The sequence below is a fragment of the Pedobacter sp. genome, assembly GCF_045627485.1.
Taxonomy (GTDB): Bacteria; Bacteroidota; Bacteroidia; order Sphingobacteriales; family Sphingobacteriaceae; genus Pedobacter.
Window position 1 is genome coordinate 39,610 of sequence record NZ_JAZQNU010000100.1, and the last position, 16,209, is coordinate 55,818.

Consider the following 16,209-nt stretch of genomic DNA (forward strand, 5'->3'; position numbering starts at 1 on the left):
TACCCTATTTCTTAAGTATAGCATAAACCCCAAATCCAAAACCAAATAACACCACCATCGGTGCCAGAAGTGTTTTTCTGAAATCGTAAATATTGGTATCTCCAATCATAAGCACAAAGCCTATTACCACAATGGCAATGCTGATTAGGAGTAATTGATAATTCTTTTTAGTGAACACCAGTTCATTTTTGCTGTCCTGGTGCCCAGGAATGGTTTTTTTATTTGTCATTATCTGTAAAGATCGTAAATTTTAAGACGTAAATATTTGTTTACCGCCAGGGCTGTACAGATGGCCGTAATAAAGATGCCCACCGCAACAAGGAAGATTAACACAAAGCCAAATTCTGTATAATTTTTCAGTATGATAATTTCTGGTATTTGCTTTTGCGCATAATACAGAATTCCTAATAATAAGATTACCGCTATAATAGCAGAAATTAAACCGTGAAGTGCCGCGACCAATACAAAGGGCTTACGTATGAAGCTTTTGGTTGCACCTACCAGCTGCATGCTTTTAATTAAGAAGCGTTGAGAATAAATGGCCAGGCGAATGGTGTTGTTAATAAGAGCTATAGAGATCACCAATAAAATAACTGCGAAGCCAAGGATAATTAAACTAATGGTATTGATGTTCTGGTTAACCATGTCGATCAGAGAACTCTGGTAGATTACTTCTTTCACCACGGGACTTTGGCCGATTTGTGCTTTTAAAGCATCGATACTTTTATTATTTGCATAATCCGCTTTCAAGTATACATCAACGGTCGATAGCAAGGGGTTATAACCAAGGAAATTAACAAAATCTTCACCTAAATCCTGAGTAAGGTTTTTTGCTGCCACTTCTTTGTTCACATATTGTGTGTTTTTAATGGCAGGGTTGGCATTAAGTTCTTTTTGAAACTGAAGAACATCTGCTTCTTTAGCGCCTTCATCCAAAATTATATTCAGTACAATATTTTCTTTAACATAGTTGGATAAATTTTTGGCGTGAACCAAAATTAAACCTAACATCCCCAGCATCAACAAAACCAGGGTGATACTGAATATCGTAGAAATATAGATGGTTTTCGTCTTCTTAGAAGCATCGCTCACTTCAAATTCTTCCATGTATTTGTATTTATGTTTTGCGAAAATAAAAAAATTAAAGCAACTAAAATAAATTACTTGCCAATAGCACCTTATTAATACCTTATGTACAACGATTGTTTCAAAGAAATAGTTTAGAAAGATAAGTAAAATATGGCCTGCTGCAAGTATGATGCATTTTATACAAAATTTCATCACCGACAGAAAGTTGAGTTAACTGTAGAAGTACAAAAATTCTAAGCATTGTCTTTAATAATGGCCATACCGTTAATGTGTACACGGTTATTAGTTGTATACAATTTGAAAGAGCTTCTGTAATAAGTTTAGAAGTTTGTCGTTAAATTTTAATAAAAAGAAACATCTAAACCAACTACTATGAAATCTAATCTATTTAGAATGAGTGCATTTCTGTGCTTGATAACACTATTCTCTGCCTGTGAAAAAGAAACTTCCGACGAATATCAATCCGATATGACAGGCCGTTGGCAGGTAGAAAGAATAGAAACCCGTGTTTACGATGCCAGTGGAACTTCAGTAGTGTCTTCAGCCTCCATACCCTTCCAACCTACAGATTACATTGATTTTAAAAACAATGAAAATGATGAGCTCGAGATGAATCTTGGTCAGGGAAACCGTGTGGCAGGGAATTATGTCGTATTAATGGGTGGAACTTTTAACATTAGCCTTTCCAATAAACTGCTATTCTGTAACACCGAGAGCCTCACCGAGAAGTCCTTCATTTTTACCGGAACAGTGGATAATTCCAATCCTAAAGTTACTGAAACATATTACCTGGTCAGGTAGCTTGCACCGGAAGATTGCTAAAAGGTAATTAATTTCGTTATTTTCGCATTATATAAGCACAGCTGAAATGGATTACCAATTTAAAGACATAGAAAAAAAGTGGCAGAATTTCTGGGCGGAGCATAAAACGTTTCAAGCAGAAACCAATACCGAAAAACCTAAATTTTATATATTAGATATGTTCCCTTACCCATCGGGGGCAGGTTTACATGTAGGCCATCCGCTGGGTTATATTGCATCAGATATTTTTTCAAGGTATAAAAGGTTAAAAGGGTTTAATGTATTACACCCAATGGGATACGATTCTTTTGGTTTGCCGGCAGAACAGTATGCTATTCAAACCGGGTTGCACCCCGCTATTACTACCGAAGTAAATATCAGCACTTATCGCAGACAGCTGGACCAGATCGGGTTTTCTTTCGATTGGAGTCGCGAAGTGCGTACCAGCGATCCTGGTTACTATAAATGGACGCAATGGATTTTCATGCAGTTGTTCAATTCCTGGTATAACCTGGAAACGGATATGGCCGAAGATATTACCACCTTAATAGAAAAGTTTAACGCTGAGGGCTCTGCGGGTATAAAAGCCGTTTGTGATGAAGATGTAAGATCAATACTTCCAAGCGACTGGGCAACCATGTCCTTTGAAGATAGACAAATTGAATTACTGAAATATCGACTTACTTACCTAAGGGAAAGTACGGTAAACTGGTGCCCGGCTTTAGGAACAGTATTGGCCAATGACGAAGTGATTGGCGGTTTTTCAGAGCGCGGTGGCCATCCGGTTGAGCAAAAGAAAATGATGCAGTGGAGCATGCGCATTTCAGCTTATGCCGAACGTTTATTGCAGGGCTTAGATACCATCGACTGGCCAGAACCAGTAAAAGAAATGCAACGGAACTGGATTGGTAAAAGTGTTGGTGCCAGTGTAAGATTTGAAATTGAACAAACAGCGCTAACAGCAGCATTACCTGCAAGTTATATCGAAGTGTTTACCACACGTGTAGACACCATTTTTGGCGTGTCTTACCTGGTGTTGGCGCCAGAGCACGAGCTGGTAGCTTCCTTAACCACACCTGCTCAGCAAGATCAGGTGCTGCAATATATCGCCCAGACCCGTAAAAAATCAGAGTTAGACCGCATGGCGGATACTAAAACTGTATCGGGCGTGTTTACCGGTAGTTATGTGATTAACCCGGTAAGTGGCGAACGTATACCTTTATGGATTGCCGATTATGTACTAGCTGGGTATGGTACGGGCGCTGTAATGGGTGTGCCAAGTGGCGACCAGCGTGACTGGGCATTCGCCACGTACTTTGGTTTGCCGATTGTACAAATCTTGGACTCACAACAACATTTAGACGTTCAGGCCGATCCAACCAAAGAAGGCGTATATGTCAATTCCGGATTCATTAATGGCATGGGCTACAAAGAAGCAACGGAAACACTTAATGCATGGCTGGAAGAAAAACAAGTTGGTAAAGCCAAAGTCAACTACCGCATGCGTGATGCTATTTTTGGCCGCCAGCGTTATTGGGGAGAGCCAATTCCGGTATATTTTAAACACGGACTTCCATATCTAATTAAGGAAGAAGAATTGCCTTTGGTACTTCCTGAAATAGATAAGTACCTGCCAACAGAATCAGGTGAGCCACCATTGGGCAGGGCTGAAAACTGGAAGTATCATAAAGAATATGAGTACGAGTTAAGTACCATGCCGGGCTGGGCAGGTTCCAGTTGGTATTGGTACCGTTATATGGATGCACATAACAAACATGAATTCGCTTCAAATGAGGCAATAGGATATTGGAAAGATGTAGATTTATACATTGGTGGCGCAGAACATGCCACCGGACACTTATTGTATAGTCGCTTTTGGAACAAGTTTCTCAAGGATCTTGGGTATGTAATAGAAGAGGAGCCTTTCAAAAAATTAATTAACCAGGGCATGATCCAGGGGCGCAGTAATTTTGTGTACCGGGTGGTCGATGAAGAGGGCAGGGGTACAAATACCTTGGTTTCTGCTGGATTAAAAAATCAATATAAAACCACAGCGTTACACGTGGATGTTAACATAGTTGAAAACGAAGTGTTAAATATCCCTAAGTTTAAGCAGTTCAGGCCGGAATTTCAGGATGCAGAGTTTATACTCGAAAATGGCAAATACATTTGTGGTGTAGAAGTTGAAAAGATGTCAAAATCTAAGTTCAATGTCGTTAACCCTGATGTGCTCATTGAAAATTATGGTGCCGATACGCTCCGCATGTATGAAATGTTCTTAGGTCCGCTTGAACAAAGTAAACCTTGGAACACCAATGGAATCGAAGGTGTATTTAAATTCCTGCGCAAGTTCTGGCGTTTGTTCCATAATGAGCAATGGGTATTTACCGTTACCGACCAGGAGCCGAGCAAAGCAGAATTTAAAGCTTTACATAAAATCATCAAAAAGGTACAGGACGACATTGAACGTTTCTCGTTCAATACTTCAGTATCGGCTTTCATGATTGCCGTGAATGAATTAACAGACCTTAAATGTAACAACAAAAAAATCTTATCTGATTTAACCCTTGTTTTGTCTCCGTATGCACCACATATTTGTGAAGAATTATGGAGCTTGTTAGGTCATGAAGCTGGAAGCCTGTCGCATACGCCATACCCGGAGTATAATCCGGAATACTTGTTGGAAGATGAGTTTAATTACCCTATTTCAGTAAATGGAAAGACCAGGTTAAACCTTAGTTTAAGCGCTTCGTTGGATGTTGCTGAAATTGAAGCCGCTGTTTTAGCAAATGAACAAGTGCAAAAATACCTGGACGGTAAAACACCTAAAAAGGTGATTGTTGTGAAGGGTAGAATTGTAAACCTGGTGGTTTAACATCTATTCTTTACTGCTAAATAGAAAGCCTGTGTCGTTGAAACGGCACAGGCTTTTTTGTTTTTAACATCATCGGTTGTTATTGTGTTAATCCTCAATAACTTATAGGCCTTTTTTATTAATCTTCTCATTTCTCAGAAGATAATATTAATGTAACATTAATATTGTTTTTGGAGCAAGCTGTAACAATTTGTCGTCAATTTGCACTAAGAGGAAACGACATAATTTTTTATGAAAAGAATTTTACTATTGTTTATAGTTTTAGGTATGGTGAGTAGTGCGAAGGCACAATTCCCGATGGGCGGCGGTGCCGCAAGAGTGACTGTTACGGGAAGGATCACAGCGGTGATTATCGACTCGCTAACACAAAAGCCGGTTGATTACGCCACCGTGTCGCTGATAAAAGTGAAAGATAACAAATCCGTTAACGGCGGTTTAACAGACGACAAAGGTAAAATCGTGATGCAAAATGTTGCACCCGATGAATACAAATTATCTATTGGTTTCATGGGTTATAAAACCAAATCAGTGATGGTGAAAACCACGCCTGAGCGACCAGATAACAACATCGGGACGATTATTTTAGCACCAACTGCAAGTAACTTAAAAGAAGTGGAAATCAGTGGCCAAAAGGCAATGGTAGAAAATAAGATCGACAGAATGGTGTATAATGCAGACCAGGATGTTACCCTTGCTGGCGGTACAGCAGGTGATGTGATGAGAAAGGTTCCATTGTTATCTGTAGATATTGAGGGGAATGTAACCTTAAGAGGTTCTGCGGTAAGAGTGCTCATCAATGGTAAACCATCAGGTACCATGGCCAATAGTGTGGCTGATGCCTTAAAAATGATTCCTGCTGAAGAAATTAAAACTGTAGAAGTGATCACCAGTCCCTCGGCGAAATATGATGCTGAGGGTACCGGTGGTATCATTAACATCATTACCAAGAAAAAAACAGCCCAAGGGGTGAGTGGTTCCGTGAATACCTCCGTTGGTACACGCCAAAACAATGGTAACGTAAGTTTGAACGCCAAAAAAGGCCGTTTAGGATTTACCAGCAATATCGGAACCCAGTATGCAATCCCACAGGATACCCGTGTGGAGATTCTTAACCAGAATTACGTAACAAATAGGGGTGTCTTACAACAAGGGACTACCAAAGCCAATCGCTGGGGTTATAATGGAAGTGCAGGTTTAGACTATGATATCAATAACTATAACAGTTTATCCACAAACGTGAAGTTCAACCGCTTTGAGAATGGTTCTGAAGGTTCTCTCGATGTTCTTAATATCAACCCTGCTGCAGATGTTGCAAATTTTTCCAGGTTCACTGATAATGCAATGGTTTTCAAAAATGTAGACTGGAGTGCTGATTACAGAAGGACATCCAAAAAAGAAGGGGAAGAGTTTGCTTTAATGGGCCAGGCTTCATTTGGACAAAATGTTAATGAATTTAATACCGTTGATCAGTATGCTAATGGTTTTACCAATAGAATTAACGGCGACAATACGGGTAAAAACAACGAATACACTGTACAAGCTGATTATACTTACCCATTCTCGAAAGTAACGGTATTGGAAACGGGTATGAAAGGTATTTTCAGAAATATCCAAAGTAAGTACCAGGATTCAGATCAGGATTTTGATTACGACCAGAATGTAGGTGCTGTGTATGGTGTCATCAGTTTTAAACTGGCTAAGAAAACTACAGTAAAAGGTGGTTTACGTGCTGAATACACTAAAATCGGCGGACAATCAGGTACGGAACTTAACTTTGATAATGACTACTTTAACCTGTTTCCAAGTATGATCCTGTCTCAAACTTTAAAAGGTGCCTCAACACTTAAATTAAGCTATAATAAACGCATGTCACGCCCAAGTTTATTTTACCTAAACCCTTTCCAGAATCAAAATGACCCGGAGAACATCACGCAGGGTAACCCAAATTTAAGTCCGGAACTAAGTGATAACATAGAATTAGGGTATTCTACTTATATCAAAGGATCGGTGATCAACGCTTCTGTATTTTACAGAAATACGCAAGATGTGATAGAGAGTGTCTTTGACCCTACACAAAAGTTAACGTCTTATTATAACGTAGGTACCCGTAAATCATACGGTGCTAACGCTTTTGCTTCCTATAACATTAAGCCGAAATGGACAGTAATGGGTAATTTTAACTTAAACACTTATGAAGTGGCCGGCCCTGTATCTGGGGAGTCTACTGGTGTGAAGTTGAACTACAGCACTTTCTTACGTTCGGCCATCTCCTTTAAAGGAGGCTGGAATACAGAAATCTTCGGGGTGCATAACGGGCCACGTTATACTTTCCAGGGCAAAAGCGGCGCCATGCAGTTTTATGGCGGAGCTGTTAAAAAAGAGATCCTGAATAAAAAAGGAACAGTTGGTGTAAACGTGTTTAATGTATTCGCCAGAGACCTGCATATTGAATCAGTTAACCAGTCGCCAACCTTCCTGCAAAGCACAAATATCTATTACCCTATTCGTTCTTTTGGTGTTAACTTCAGCTATAGCTTTGGAAAGATTAATTATAACCCGACCAAGAAAAAGAAAATTAACAACGATGACCAAAAGCAAGGTGAGCAAGGCGGAATGGGAGTCGGTGCCGGACAGGGAGGCCAATAACCTTAATGTTTCTGAACCCTTTTAAGCACCATCAAGTTTAAGGGGTTCATTAAATAACCAGAGATGTTGTTTTGTAACATTACTACAGACTGGTCATAATAAACGGGCACTATAGAAGCGTATTCGAGAATCATGTTGTCCATTTTTTGGTAAAGGGCATAACGTTTATCCGAATCATTCTCGTAATAACTTTGTTCAAATAAACGATCAAATTCGTCATTATAATACCCCGTGTAATTTGGGCCAAAAGGAACACGGTTTTTAGAATAAAATACACTGAGGTAATTTTCTGCATCGGGATAATCTGCAATCCAGGATCCCCTGAAGAAAGTTACCTCATTTTTTGACATCAGGTCGCGCAAACTGGCGCTGGGGTTCACTTCTACCTTTACTTTAATGCCAATGGCCTGCAACTCACCCTGGATAAATTCAATCATGTCCTTTGATGTTGTGGAGGCACTTAAGGTAACTTGTGGCATGCCTTTACCTCCAGGGAAACCGGCTTCTGCGAGTAATGCCGCTGCTTTTTCCGGCTGGTACGAATACCCCTTTACTTTCAGGCTGTCGAAACCAGGCATTCCAGCAGGCACAAAACCAGCAGTGGCTGGCGTGCCAATGCTGTTGCGTAGGTATTTAATCAGCTTCTTCTTGTCTATAGCATAGTTGATCGCTTGTCGCACCAGTTTGTTTTTCAGGGGTGAATTTTTAACTATGGTCTTACTCGTGTCAACCAGAATACCCAAATACTCCGTGCAGAGGTATTCTCCTTTCTTCAATTGAAAGGCATCCCTGTATTTGCTGGTCATTTTGCCGCTTTTTGTTAAAATATCATCACGATAACTGCCGTCTACTTTATCAAAAAAGTCAAGCTCCTTTTTAATAAAATTCATGAATGCACTTTGTTTGTCATTAATGAAGGTCACTTTCACAGCATCGAGGTAGGGCAGGCGCTGCTGGTCATCTGACTCCCAATAATGCTCATTTTTCAACAGCACCATAATTTCATCTTCTTTCCAGTACTTAAATTTAAAGGGGCCCGTACCTATCGGGTGACTTCGGAAATCCTTTCCATAATGTTCCACTACCTCTCTGGGTACGACTGAACAATATTGGGCCGTCAATAAGTTTAAAAATGCCGGAAATGGTTTTAACAGGTTAATCTGGAATGTACTATCGTTAAGGGCCACAAAACTGCTCGAATCTTTTACTTTGTCGCTAAAAATCCATCCGCCCGAAGAACCCACTTTAGCATCAATTAAGCGGTTAAAGCTATAGGCGAAGTCGGCCGCCACCACTTTCCTGCCTTTCCCACTTTGAAATAACGGGTCGTCGTGAAAATAAACATCCTGGCGCAGGTTAAAGGTATACTGAAGTCCATCATCACTAACCTGCCATGTTTTGGCGATGGCCGGTACGGTATTTAAGTTGCTGTCTATTTGAACCAGTCCATTGAAAATCTGATTGATCATCCATATGGCATTCTGATTTCTGGCGAACGCAGGATCCAAAGAGGTGAGCCCCTGGTCAATGTTCAGGTTAAATACTTTTTTATCGCTATGGTCAGTTCTATCCTGGCAGGAAAACAACAGGATCAAGGGCAGACTCCAAAAAATATATTTAATAGTACGATGCATCAGTTCAGGAATATTACTTTTGCACAAAGTAATAAATAAATCGATATGTCTTTTTTAAATGCCGCTATTAATAATGTTGAGGATGATTTGGTCAGAGAACAATTACAAGACCGTGTGGATCTGGTAAGGCATAAGATTAAGTTTATGGATAAAGTGCCGGTAGCAGTTCTTGATGCACGTAATGTGCCTAACCCGGCGCTAAACGAATTACTTGACCTTGCAGGCGGACAAATCGAATCTGATCCAAAGTTAGCCAGGGTGGTGCTTTACCTGGAACCAGGCAGCAGTATGTTTAACCTGATGGGCATGGTACCAGCAATGCTGGACAAAGAATGGCCTGCAGTTGAATATAACCGTTTGTATCTGCTTGACGACGTTAGCGTAACTAACGACCCTTCAGCACAGATAGATCTTTTAGAAGATCTGGCAGAAATACTAAATCCCGGATATTTCATTTTTGGTAATGAGGGGAAAACCTGGATCAGCTTTGGGGTATAGAAACCGTTTTAGAAAGCAATAAACTTATCCATCTGTTCATCGGTAAACTTTAGCGTGTCCTCTTTAAAGAGGTCATTGCTGTTATTCATTTCCAGTTTAATCGTCGATAAGTGTATGCGTAAAGGCATTACATTTAAATGCAGGTAACTGCAGATCCCGGCAAAATGGTCTAGGCCGCGGATGTTTCCATATCTTCCTGAGGAGATACCCACCAGGCATGCTTTTTTATTGTAAAAACTGGCTGGAAAATCACAGGCATCGATAAAAGTTTTCAAAACCCCAGGGAAACTGCCGTTGTACTCAGGAATGATAAAAAGGAATTTCTCCGTGTTGGTTACCATCTCCTGAATCGGTTTGAACGCTTCGCTTCGCTGTCCGTAAAGGTCCGTTTTTATCAGGCAGTCGGGCAGTTCTTCCAAACTAAACAACCGGGTGTCCATTCCTCTTTTCAATAAAGATTTCTGATAATATTTCGCGATTTTGAGCGTATTACTATGGGGTCTGTTGGTGCCTGATATGATGGTTATCATGTAAAAAGTGTTAGTAATATGTTTAAAACACTTATTGCTTTGACAGCATATATGCCAATAAGTTTGTATCTTAGCTATTCATTAAAAAGTGCCTGAACTGTACAAAAATAGCATTTTTTGGTGTAATAAATTCATGAATAATTAAGCCTCAGGCAAATAATTTATAATTTTTAAAAAGATAAATGAGTAAAATTATTGCACTGGCAAATCAAAAAGGTGGAGTAGGGAAAACCACTTCATCAATTAATTTAGCCGCTAGTTTAGCTGTATTAGAGTATAAGACCTTATTAGTTGATGCAGATCCTCAGGCCAACTCCACTTCTGGAATTGGCTTCGATCCCCGAAATATAAAGAACAGTATTTACGAATGTATCATTAATGATGTAGAGCCTTCAGAAGCGATACAAAAAACAGATACCCCTAATTTAGACCTCCTCCCTGCACATATTGATTTGGTTGGTGCGGAAATCGAAATGATTAACCTGAACAACAGGGAATATAAAATGAAGGCGGTACTGGAAAAAGTTAAGGACCAGTACGATTTTATCATTATCGACTGTTCTCCTTCCCTGGGGTTAATTACAATCAATGCCCTAACTGCCGCAGATTCTGTGATCATTCCTGTCCAGTGCGAATACTTTGCCCTGGAGGGTTTAGGCAAACTCTTAAATACCATTAAAATTGTTCAAACACGCTTAAACCCGGAACTGGAAATAGAAGGTATTCTGTTAACCATGTACGATGTACGCCTTCGCCTATCAAATCAGGTAGTGGAAGAAGTACGTACGCATTTTCAGGACCTGGTTTTCGATACCATTATACAACGTAATACCCGCTTAAGTGAAGCACCTAGCTATGGTATCTCGGTAATTATGCACGATGCGAACTGCAAGGGTGCAATCAATTACCTGAACCTTGCCCGTGAGATTGTTCGTAAGAATGGCTTGCTAGGCGAGGTGGACCATTTGAAAACCGCTATTTAATTATACACCATGACATCTTTTCAGCGAAAAACAGGTTTAGGTAAAGGTTTAAGTGCGCTTTTAGATGACACCGACTCCGTTCATCAACCGAAAAGTTCGAAGAACGTTCCAAGCCACCAGACGACCATAGATCAGCGTCAGGAAAATAGTATTGGTGATATTAACATCAGTGAAATTGAAACCAATCCTTATCAGCCGCGGACAGAATTTGACCAGGTTGCATTAAACGAACTTTCAGAGTCGATTAAAACCCAGGGCTTAATCCAGCCCATTACGGTTAGAAAAATCGGGCCAAATCAATACCAGTTAATATCTGGAGAACGCCGTTTAAGGGCTTCTAAATTGGCCGGTTTAACTAAAATCCCAGCCTATATCAGAAGTGCCAACGATCAGCAGATGCTGGAAATGGCCTTAATTGAAAATATCCAACGCGAAAACCTCAATGCTATTGAGGTGGCACTCAGCTTCCAGCGAATGATGGAAGAATGCAGCCTTAAACAAGAGCAATTGGGTGAAAGGGTAGGGAAAAATCGCAGTACGGTAACCAATTACCTGCGTTTGTTAAAACTGCCACCAGTTATTCAGATTTCCATTCGCGACCAGAAAATATCCATGGGACATGCCAGAGCATTAATTAATGTTGATGGTACCGATAAGCAGTTATTCCTGCACCAGGAGATTATCGAAAAAGGACTTTCGGTACGGAAGGTAGAGGAAATGGTACGCGACCTGAATAACCAGCAATTGAAACCTAAATCGGCTAAAGTTACGGCAACAGCCTCTTTGGAATATCAGAAATTACAAAAAGACCTGGCATCGAGGTTTGCTTCAAAAGTGAAGCTGAAAGTGGGACAAAATGGAAAAGGGGCGATCGAGATTCCTTTTGTATCCGACGATGACTTAAACAGAATACTTGAATTGTTGGATTGGTAATGTCTAAATGCTTAAGCTTCATGGTTTGTTTGTTTTTTGCGGCGCTGGTGGCAAAAGGACAAGAACCTATGCCGATAAAAAAGGACAGCACATCAGGTAAAATCGACACGTTGAAGCCTGCTTACATCAACCCCGGAAAAGTTGCCGGGCGTCGCGCAGCAATACGGTCTGCAATCCTTCCAGGCCTTGGCCAGATCGGGAATGGGGTAACGGTTTACCGCATCGCCAAAGTAGCAGCCATCTATACTGGTGCTACTTTGCTAACCTTATCCTATATCGATAACAATAAAGAATACCACAAGTACCTCGAAGAGTTGCAATACCGGGTTAACAATGGTGTGCCCACGCCGGGGGGACCCCTAGAACCCTACCCTACAGAAGGGTTGATCCGGGCAAAGGACACCTATGCACGTAACCGCTGGGTCATTATCTTCTCTTTTGGTGCATTGTATGCAGTAAACATTATCGAGGCTTATGTTGATGCCCGTTTGAAATATTTTGACGTCGGCGACGACCTTTCTTTGAAATTTTCACCCAGCCTGAACATGAACTCCGGAACCCTTTATGGTTACGCGGGCGCAGCTCCGGGTGTTAAACTCACATTAAGGTTCTAAGCTGCGGGCATTGGAATTACAACAACAACAAAATAATTAACTGACCAGATGGCCGGCAAGATTGCATAAATAACATGGCTGTTACTGGACATGACCTTTAAATATTAAATATCATAAGAATGAAACTAGCTTTACTGGGTTACGGAAAAATGGGTCAGATTATAGAGCGCTTTGCTTTAGAAAGAGGCCACGAAGTAGTGTTAAAAATCAACATCGATAACCTTGCAGATCTCACAACCTCTAATTTACGCAAGGCAGATGTAGCTATAGACTTTAGTGCGCCAGATGCTGCCCTTGGCAATATTTACGCTTGTTTCGATGCTAATATACCGGTAGTTGTGGGTACCACAGGATGGTATGGAGAATTACAGCAGGTTAAAAATGACTGCCTCGACCGTAACAATACCCTGCTTTATGGGTCAAACTTCAGTATAGGGGTTAATTTATTTTTCCATATTAATGAGGTCATGGCGAAGTTAATGAACAATTTCCCTGGTTACGAAGTGCAGGTGGAAGAGATTCATCATACTGAGAAAGTCGATGCGCCAAGCGGCACTGCAATGACCATAGCGGAAGGCATTATCGAAAACCTTGACCGGAAACAGGAATGGGTGAACGAAGTTGAAGGAACACCTTTTGAGGAAGTGCTGAAAGAAGATCAGCTTTTAATTACATCTCAACGCAGAGAACATGTTCCGGGTACACATACCGTTATTTACAGCTCTGAGGTTGATGATATAGAACTAAAACATACCGCTCACAGCCGTGCAGGTTTTGCATTGGGTGCAGTGATTGCTGCAGAATGGCTGCAACATAAGCAAGGTTTTTATAACATTGCTGATATCTTTAATTTTAACAAATCATAACATATGAACTATAAGTTCTGGGAAAAGAAAAAGGATACGGATCATCAGGATACTACTCCAAGGAAAAAGAAATCTAAAAGCAGAGAATGGTTTGACGCCATCCTTTTTGCCGTTATCGCTGCCACTATTATTCGCGTATTTTTTATTGAAGCTTACACCATCCCTACCGGATCCATGGAACGGACCCTGAAAGTAGGCGATTTCCTCTTTGTAAGTAAAGTTAACTACGGTGCCCGTATTCCTATGACGCCCGTGGCTTTTCCATTTGCGCACCACACCATGCCAATTACAGGTGGTAAAGCCTATTACGATGGCATCCAGTGGGCATACAAAAGACTTCCTGGTTTCCAGGAGATAAAACGTAATGATGTAGTGGTATTTAACTTCCCCGAAGGTGATACGGTTGCTTTAGAGCAGCAAGCGCATGATTACTACGACATGATCCGCAACCTAGGCAGAGAAACCGTACATAACCAGTTTACTATTGTGGGAAGGCCTGTTGATAAACGTGAGAACTATATTAAACGTTGTATCGCCATTGGTGGCGATGTGGTAAGCATGGCGAACGGTTTGGTTTCTGTAAATGGAGTGCCTGAAAAACTGGTGCCTAGTGGCCAAATGTCATACGCGGTAGCATTTAAAACCAGCGATGTGAACTTCCAGGTGTTTGAACAAATGGGTTTCAACCTGCAGAATGATATTACCGGCTTATCTGACAATACCTATGAGTTTACCGGAACTGCCGCCATGATGGACGAAGTGCGTAAATTAGACTTTGTACAATCAGTAAAAGAAAGTACTGTGCCTGCAGGTGTAGAGGAGTTGGCTATTTTTCCACATGATCCTAACAGGCCCTGGAATATAGATAATTTCGGCCCAATCAAGGTGCCTAAAAAAGGCTGGACAGTTAAGTTAGATAGTCTGACACTTCCTTTATATGAAAGAGCTATCCGTGTTTATGAAGGGAATACTTTGGAAAAAGTTGGCAATGATTTCATCATTAACGGGGTGAAAACAGATAATTATACCTTTAAAATGGACTACTACTGGATGATGGGCGATAACAGACATAACTCACTGGATTCGCGCTACTGGGGTTTTGTTCCGGCAGACCACATAGTGGGTAAAGCCTTGTTCATCTGGATGAGCTATGATAACAATGGTTCTTTCTTCAGTAAGATCAGGTGGAACAGGTTGTTGAAAGGGATTCATTAGAAACCCTCAATACCAAGTTTCATAGCAAGTTCATTTAAATCTTTTACAACGGCGTCCACCAAAGGGATGCCGTTTTTTTTGCGGTCAATTTCAGCAGCGTGTTCCGGTTCTCCGGGGATAACCACTTTTTTCTCCGGATCAATGGTGCCTGAGCTTTTAAACCTTTCAATCCAGTTGTCCAGGTGGTTTTTAAAATCTTCGGCAGGGCGGAAGCCATCCACACGCATGGCACCGAAAAAGTGCCCTATGCCTTCGCCAACCGGATCAGTGGGTGGATCTAAAAAGGCTACAAAAGGGGGAACCCATGGGCCGTAATTGGCACCGGAAAGTACCGCCGATAAAATATCAACCGTAGCACCTAAACCATAACCTTTATGGCTGCCATGGTCTTTATCACTTCCTAAAGGCAATAAAGAACCGCCGTGTTTTAAGGCATTGGGATCGGTAGACGATTGTCCGTTTTTATCCTGTACCCATCCTTCCGGAATACTTTCATTTGCCCTTTGTGCAATCTCCAATTTTCCATTTGCTGCGGCGGATGTCGCCATGTCAACAATCACTGGTGGATATTTTCCTGCCGGAAATGCATAACACATAGGGTTGGTACCCAGTAAGCGCTCACTGGAATAAGTAGGGGCAACCAGCGGACTGGCATTCGTCATGCTAATACCTATCATATCTTGCTCTACAGCGAGTAAAGCATGATAACCTGCTATACCAAAATGGTTGGAGTTTTTTACCGCCACCCAGCCGCTTCCATAAGTAGCTGCCTTTTCCATTGCCAGCTTCATGGCAAAAGGGGCTACCACTAAACCTAAACCGCCATCTCCATCTACCGTAGCTGTGGTAGCCGTTTCATGAACAACTTTTATTTCGGGTTGTGCATTGATGCGTTTCTTCTCCCAAAGGCGTACATAACCCGTTAAACGCGCCACACCATGCGAATCAATACCACGTAGGTCCGACTTCAGCAAAACATCAGCTGCCAGAGAAGCATGGTCTGCAGGGCAGCCCATGGTTAAAAATACACGTTCAGTAAAAGAACGTAGTTTTTCTTCAGGAAACGTATGGAAAGTCATATCAACTAGGCGTAAAGAATAGTAAATTTAAAATCTAAAGGTTTAAAATTGTGCAGTAAGGCGGCCAGAAAATCGTCACCATAGAGAACATATAAAGGTGCTATATTCAACACCCGTTCCTGAAGTACACCTGTTGGGAATAGCCTGGCTTTTAAACCGTCAATCTGGTTAAGCGAAGTAACATGTTTGCGTTTTTCAGCACGCAGCATTTTTTTCTCCAGAGAGTAGATCAGGTTAATGGCTTTGGTTTTTGCGCCATCGGTACTTTGCGACAAGGTCTTGTCTATTTTGTAAGCATTTAGCTTAATGTGATCAAAAATAGCGGTAATGGAACGACGTTGATCTTCGAGCGACAGCTCCACGTTCACGTGCGCTTTGATCCAGGCATTCTTTAAATCGATATTACAAGTCGGATCGTAGCCATGTCGTTCTGTGAGCCAAGGAGT

General features: G+C 41.2%; 14 protein-coding genes and 1 pseudogene. 9 read left to right on the plus strand and 6 right to left on the minus strand.

Translation table 11 applies throughout. From position 1 onward, the window contains the following. Positions 1 to 4: 4 nt before the first annotated feature. A complete protein-coding gene (locus tag ACR2F3_RS07775; protein WP_432709417.1) occupies positions 5 to 229 on the minus strand; it encodes a DUF3098 domain-containing protein in 225 nt (74 codons plus the stop codon). Further along, positions 229 to 1,107, minus strand: a complete 879-nt coding sequence (locus ACR2F3_RS07780) for a cell division protein FtsX (protein ID WP_432709418.1) — start codon at positions 1,105 to 1,107, stop codon at positions 229 to 231. Before ACR2F3_RS07780 ends, ACR2F3_RS07775 begins: the two co-directional genes overlap by 1 nt. Positions 1,108 to 1,461: 354 nt before the next feature. On the opposite strand from ACR2F3_RS07780, the gene ACR2F3_RS07785 reads away from it, so the two are divergent. From ACR2F3_RS07785 to ACR2F3_RS07795, 3 genes are all read left to right on the plus strand, one after another. Continuing rightward, positions 1,462 to 1,890: a hypothetical protein gene (locus ACR2F3_RS07785; protein ID WP_432709419.1), complete on the plus strand. Its 429-nt coding sequence runs from the start codon at positions 1,462 to 1,464 to the stop codon at positions 1,888 to 1,890. 67 nt (positions 1,891 to 1,957) lie between these two features. Then, positions 1,958 to 4,765, plus strand: coding sequence for a leucine--tRNA ligase (leuS, locus tag ACR2F3_RS07790; RefSeq protein WP_432709420.1), 2,808 nt, complete (start codon positions 1,958 to 1,960; stop codon positions 4,763 to 4,765). Between the two features lie 231 nt (positions 4,766 to 4,996). Then, entirely contained in the window at positions 4,997 to 7,411 is a 2,415-nt protein-coding gene (locus ACR2F3_RS07795) for a TonB-dependent receptor domain-containing protein (RefSeq protein WP_432709421.1), read from the plus strand. A gap of 2 nt (positions 7,412 to 7,413) precedes the next feature. Here the strand turns inward: ACR2F3_RS07795 and ACR2F3_RS07800 are convergent, their stop codons facing one another. Further along, complete coding sequence (locus ACR2F3_RS07800; protein WP_432709422.1) at positions 7,414 to 9,072, minus strand: ABC transporter substrate-binding protein; 1,659 nt, start codon at positions 9,070 to 9,072, stop codon at positions 7,414 to 7,416. Positions 9,073 to 9,090: 18 nt separating this feature from the next. Here ACR2F3_RS07800 and ACR2F3_RS07805 point away from each other — a divergent pair, with 18 nt between their 5' ends. Beyond that, a complete protein-coding gene (locus tag ACR2F3_RS07805; RefSeq protein ID WP_432709423.1) occupies positions 9,091 to 9,543 on the plus strand; it encodes a hypothetical protein in 453 nt (150 codons plus the stop codon). An 8-nt stretch (positions 9,544 to 9,551) separates the two neighbouring features. Here ACR2F3_RS07805 and ACR2F3_RS07810 read toward each other — a convergent pair whose 3' ends face one another. Beyond that, a complete protein-coding gene (locus ACR2F3_RS07810) occupies positions 9,552 to 10,073 on the minus strand; it encodes an NADPH-dependent FMN reductase (protein WP_432709424.1) in 522 nt (173 codons plus the stop codon). Between the two features lie 182 nt (positions 10,074 to 10,255). Between ACR2F3_RS07810 and ACR2F3_RS07815 the strand changes: the two genes are divergently transcribed. The 5 genes from ACR2F3_RS07815 (at position 10,256) to lepB (ending at position 14,684) form a co-directional block, all read left to right on the plus strand. Beyond that, positions 10,256 to 11,056: a ParA family protein gene (locus ACR2F3_RS07815; protein ID WP_432709425.1), complete on the plus strand. Its 801-nt coding sequence runs from the start codon at positions 10,256 to 10,258 to the stop codon at positions 11,054 to 11,056. Positions 11,057 to 11,065: 9 nt separating this feature from the next. Further along, on the plus strand, positions 11,066 to 11,989 hold the full coding sequence (locus tag ACR2F3_RS07820) for a ParB/RepB/Spo0J family partition protein (protein ID WP_432709426.1): 924 nt from the start codon (positions 11,066 to 11,068) through the stop codon (positions 11,987 to 11,989). Positions 11,990 to 12,009: 20 nt separating this feature from the next. Further along, positions 12,010 to 12,603 carry a DUF5683 domain-containing protein gene (locus tag ACR2F3_RS07825; protein ID WP_432709427.1) on the plus strand — a complete coding sequence of 198 codons (594 nt, stop codon included), beginning with the start codon at positions 12,010 to 12,012 and terminating at the stop codon, positions 12,601 to 12,603. Between the two features lie 119 nt (positions 12,604 to 12,722). Further along, positions 12,723 to 13,469 carry a 4-hydroxy-tetrahydrodipicolinate reductase gene (gene dapB, locus ACR2F3_RS07830; RefSeq protein WP_432709428.1) on the plus strand — a complete coding sequence of 249 codons (747 nt, stop codon included), beginning with the start codon at positions 12,723 to 12,725 and terminating at the stop codon, positions 13,467 to 13,469. A gap of 3 nt (positions 13,470 to 13,472) precedes the next feature. Beyond that, a complete protein-coding gene (lepB, locus tag ACR2F3_RS07835; RefSeq protein WP_432709429.1) occupies positions 13,473 to 14,684 on the plus strand; it encodes a signal peptidase I in 1,212 nt (403 codons plus the stop codon). Here the strand turns inward: lepB and ACR2F3_RS07840 are convergent. Both ACR2F3_RS07840 and ACR2F3_RS07845 read right to left on the minus strand, forming a co-directional pair. Further along, on the minus strand, positions 14,681 to 15,763 hold the full coding sequence (locus ACR2F3_RS07840; RefSeq protein ID WP_432709430.1) for an Ldh family oxidoreductase: 1,083 nt from the start codon (positions 15,761 to 15,763) through the stop codon (positions 14,681 to 14,683). The genes lepB and ACR2F3_RS07840 overlap by 4 nt on opposite strands. 5 nt (positions 15,764 to 15,768) lie before the next feature. Continuing rightward, positions 15,769 to 16,209, minus strand: a pseudogene (locus tag ACR2F3_RS07845) (bacillithiol biosynthesis cysteine-adding enzyme BshC); the annotation flags it as partial.